This window comes from Streptomyces sp. NPDC007162 (assembly GCF_040634175.1).
Lineage (GTDB): Bacteria > Actinomycetota > Actinomycetes > Streptomycetales > Streptomycetaceae > Streptomyces.
The window spans coordinates 1-2678 of the sequence record NZ_JBEYFC010000826.1 but is presented as its reverse complement, the minus strand read 5'-3'; the positions used below and the strand labels follow the sequence as shown (position 1 = coordinate 2678).

The window sequence follows — 2678 nt, the reverse complement described above, 5'->3', positions numbered from 1 at the left end:
GAGGAGGGCCCCGAGAAGGCCTCTGAGGGCTCCGCGGCAGCCCCCAAGGGCCATCTCGGGGTCCGGCGGGTCCTGGCCGAGGCGCGCGCCTACGTGGACACGCCACCGCCGCTGGGCCGGGTCCGCTCGTCGTTCGCCCCGGGTGACGCCCGTACGCTGCGCGCCGACGGGCCCGGCTGGTCGCTGGTCGCACGCACCGACGACATCGCCTTCGTGCTCCTCGACGACGAGCCGGGCGAGGTACTGCCCGTCGGCCGGGGTCCCGAGCTTCCCGGGCTGCTGGAAGCCCTCGACAAGATGGCCGTGCGCCCGCTGTGAGCCCTCCCGGGCCGGTGGAAGGCCGGCCCGGGAGGGGCGGCTCAGCGGCCGATCTCCTTGCGCGTGATCCGGCGCAGCCTGCGGCGCTGCGAGGGGTCGAGGGTGAAGTAAGCCGCCACCGGCACGCCCACCACGATCAGGAAGGTCACCCACCAGGGCAGCCATATGAGCAGGATGAGCCCGACCGCCACACCTCCTGCGGCGATCTTCGCGTTCTTCGACATCGGCGTCGCCTCCTTCGCGGCCCTTGCCGCTCTCTGATCTGAGAACGGCCTCGCACCTCGCGCGGTTCCGGACCGCGACCCTGAGACATCCCTGACGCGCGTCCCCTACTGGCCGACCCGAACTGCGGACACCGGCCGCCCGACCGCCGAGGCCTGTCGAGGACTGCCGAGGATCACCGAGCCGAACAGCCGCCTCGAACAGATTGCGTCGAACAGATGGTGAAGCGACTCGGTCAGGGACCGCGGAAACGACCACCACTCCTTCACCGGTGATCCGCCGAGTGACCGTCGCCCTCCGTTCACCGGCCGGTCGAACCGCGTTCCCAGTAAGGCCGAACTCTGGCCGCTGCCAACGAACTTGACAGCAGGAGGCCTGATGTCCCCGCACGCCGACGGCCGCCGCCGCGTCCACCGTTCCGTCGCGACAGGTCTGCCCCTGGCCCTGGCCGCCGCTCTCGTGGCTGCGGGCACGGCCACCGCCTCACCGTCCGGACCGGCCCACGTCGTGCGCACGGCCACCCTCGGCGACATCCCGCTCGGCACCTTCAGCAACGCGCTGCTGCGGGACAGCGTCGACAACGACCGGGGCATCGACCTCGGCGGCATCGGCAGCGACATCTACCCGGCCGGCCGCAAGGGCGAATACTGGACGGTCACCGACCGCGGCCCCAACGGCCAGATCAAGGTCGACGGCAAGAAGCGCCGGACGTTCCCCGTGCCCGGTTTCGACCCGGCGATCGTGAAGGTCCGGGTCTCCGGCGACCGTCTCGACGTGATGGGCGCGATCCCGGTCACCACCTCCTCGGGCGAGGCCGTCACCGGGCTGCCCGACCAGGCGCGCCGGGACGAGGCGCCGTACTCCTACGACGCGAAGACCGCGCTGTCGTACAACCCGAACGGTCTGGACACCGAGGGCATCGTCCGCGCTGACGACGGCAGCTTCTGGCTCGCCGACGAGTACGGCCCGTCGCTGGTCCACGTCTCCGCGCACGGGAAGGTGCTCACCCGTTACGTGCCCGAGGGACTGCATCTCACCGGCACCGACTACCCGGTGGTCGAGGCGCTGCCGTCCGTCTTCCTGCACCGCAAGATCAACCGTGGCTTCGAGGGGCTGGCCCTGCTGCCTGGCGGGGACCTCGTGATGGCCCTGCAGAGCCCGCTCTCGCTGCCGGACGGCGACGCCGGGGACGCCTCGCGTACGACCCGTCTGCTGCGGTTCTCGCCCCGCGAGAAGGCCGTCACCGCCGAGTACGCCTACCGCTTCGACCCGGTGGACGTGGTGGACCCCGGCGAGGACGACCCGTCCGAACTGAAGATCTCGTCGATCGTGGCGGTCGGCGGCGACCGTCTGCTGGTCGAGGAGCGCACCGACAAGGCCGCGCGCGTCGAGGAGGTGCGGCTCGACCGCAGGTCCGACATCCTCGGCGGCGCCTACGACGACGACACGACCTCCCCGTCGCTGGAACAGCTGGACGACCCCGCCGTGGCCGGTGTTCCGGTGCTCGGCAAGCGCCTGGTCGTCGACCTGAACACGGTGCCTGGGGCGCCCCTGAAGATCGAGGGCATCGCGCGCGTGGACCACGACACGCTCGCACTCGTCAACGACAACGACTTCGGGATGACGGACGGCGCGGGCGCGTTCGACACGCAGGGCCGCCTGGTCGACAGCGGGATCGAGACGACCCTGACGTACGTCCGGCTGCCCAGGGGACTGTGACTACCCCAGCAGGGAGGGCAGCAGGGAGTCGAGGCCGCTCGGCAGTTCGCTGGGAAGTTCCGAGGGCCACTGCGAGGGGAGTCCGCTCGGCAGTCGGGACGGCAGGCTGCTGGGCAGCTCCGTCGGCAGGCTGAAGGAGGGCCGGACAGGGCCAGAGGTGTTCGGGCTGCTCGTGGTGGGCTTGTCGCCGGGTGAGCCGCTGCCGCCGGACGACGCCATCAGGGCGACGACGGCGACCGCCACCGCGGCCACCAGCACCGCCAGCACGGCGAACAGCGGTCCCCTGCGCCTCGGCGGCCCGGGTGGCCGCGGTGAGCCGCCGACCGCGGTCGGGGGGGGACGCCCCGGGGGGGCCCCCCAAACGCCCGAACGGGGGGGGGGGGTGTCGGGGTGGACCGGGGGGGCCCAGCCCCCCCCCA

3 protein-coding genes and 1 pseudogene are annotated in these 2678 nt (G+C 72.3%); 2 read left to right on the top strand and 2 right to left on the bottom strand.

Going from position 1 to position 2678, the window contains the following annotated elements; genetic code table 11:
• Window positions 1-318: pseudogene (locus tag ABZ646_RS44520) on the top strand (hypothetical protein); the annotation flags it as partial.
• Window positions 319-359: 41 nt separating this feature from the next.
• Here ABZ646_RS44520 and ABZ646_RS44515 read toward each other — a convergent pair.
• The gene (locus tag ABZ646_RS44515) at window positions 360-542 is read right to left on the bottom strand and encodes a hypothetical protein (RefSeq protein ID WP_360532907.1); all 183 of its coding nucleotides are present in this window, start codon (window positions 540-542) and stop codon (window positions 360-362) included.
• 376 nt (window positions 543-918) lie between these two features.
• Here ABZ646_RS44515 and ABZ646_RS44510 point away from each other — a divergent pair, with 376 nt between their 5' ends.
• Window positions 919-2259 carry an esterase-like activity of phytase family protein gene (locus tag ABZ646_RS44510; RefSeq protein WP_360532904.1) on the top strand — a complete coding sequence of 447 codons (1341 nt, stop codon included), beginning with the start codon at window positions 919-921 and terminating at the stop codon, window positions 2257-2259.
• On the opposite strand, the gene ABZ646_RS44505 is transcribed toward ABZ646_RS44510, so the two are convergent.
• Window positions 2260-2526 carry a hypothetical protein gene (locus ABZ646_RS44505; RefSeq protein WP_360532901.1) on the bottom strand — a complete coding sequence of 89 codons (267 nt, stop codon included), beginning with the start codon at window positions 2524-2526 and terminating at the stop codon, window positions 2260-2262.
• Window positions 2527-2678 lie beyond the last annotated feature (152 nt).

Bases quoted from the DNA above. Each gene is read 5' to 3' on its own strand.
- ABZ646_RS44515 (WP_360532907.1), bottom strand. From the start codon at position 542: ATGTCGAAGAACGCGAAGATCGCCGCAGGAGGTGTGGCGGTCGGGCTC.
- ABZ646_RS44510 (WP_360532904.1), top strand. From the start codon at position 919: ATGTCCCCGCACGCCGACGGCCGCCGCCGCGTCCACCGTTCCGTCGCG.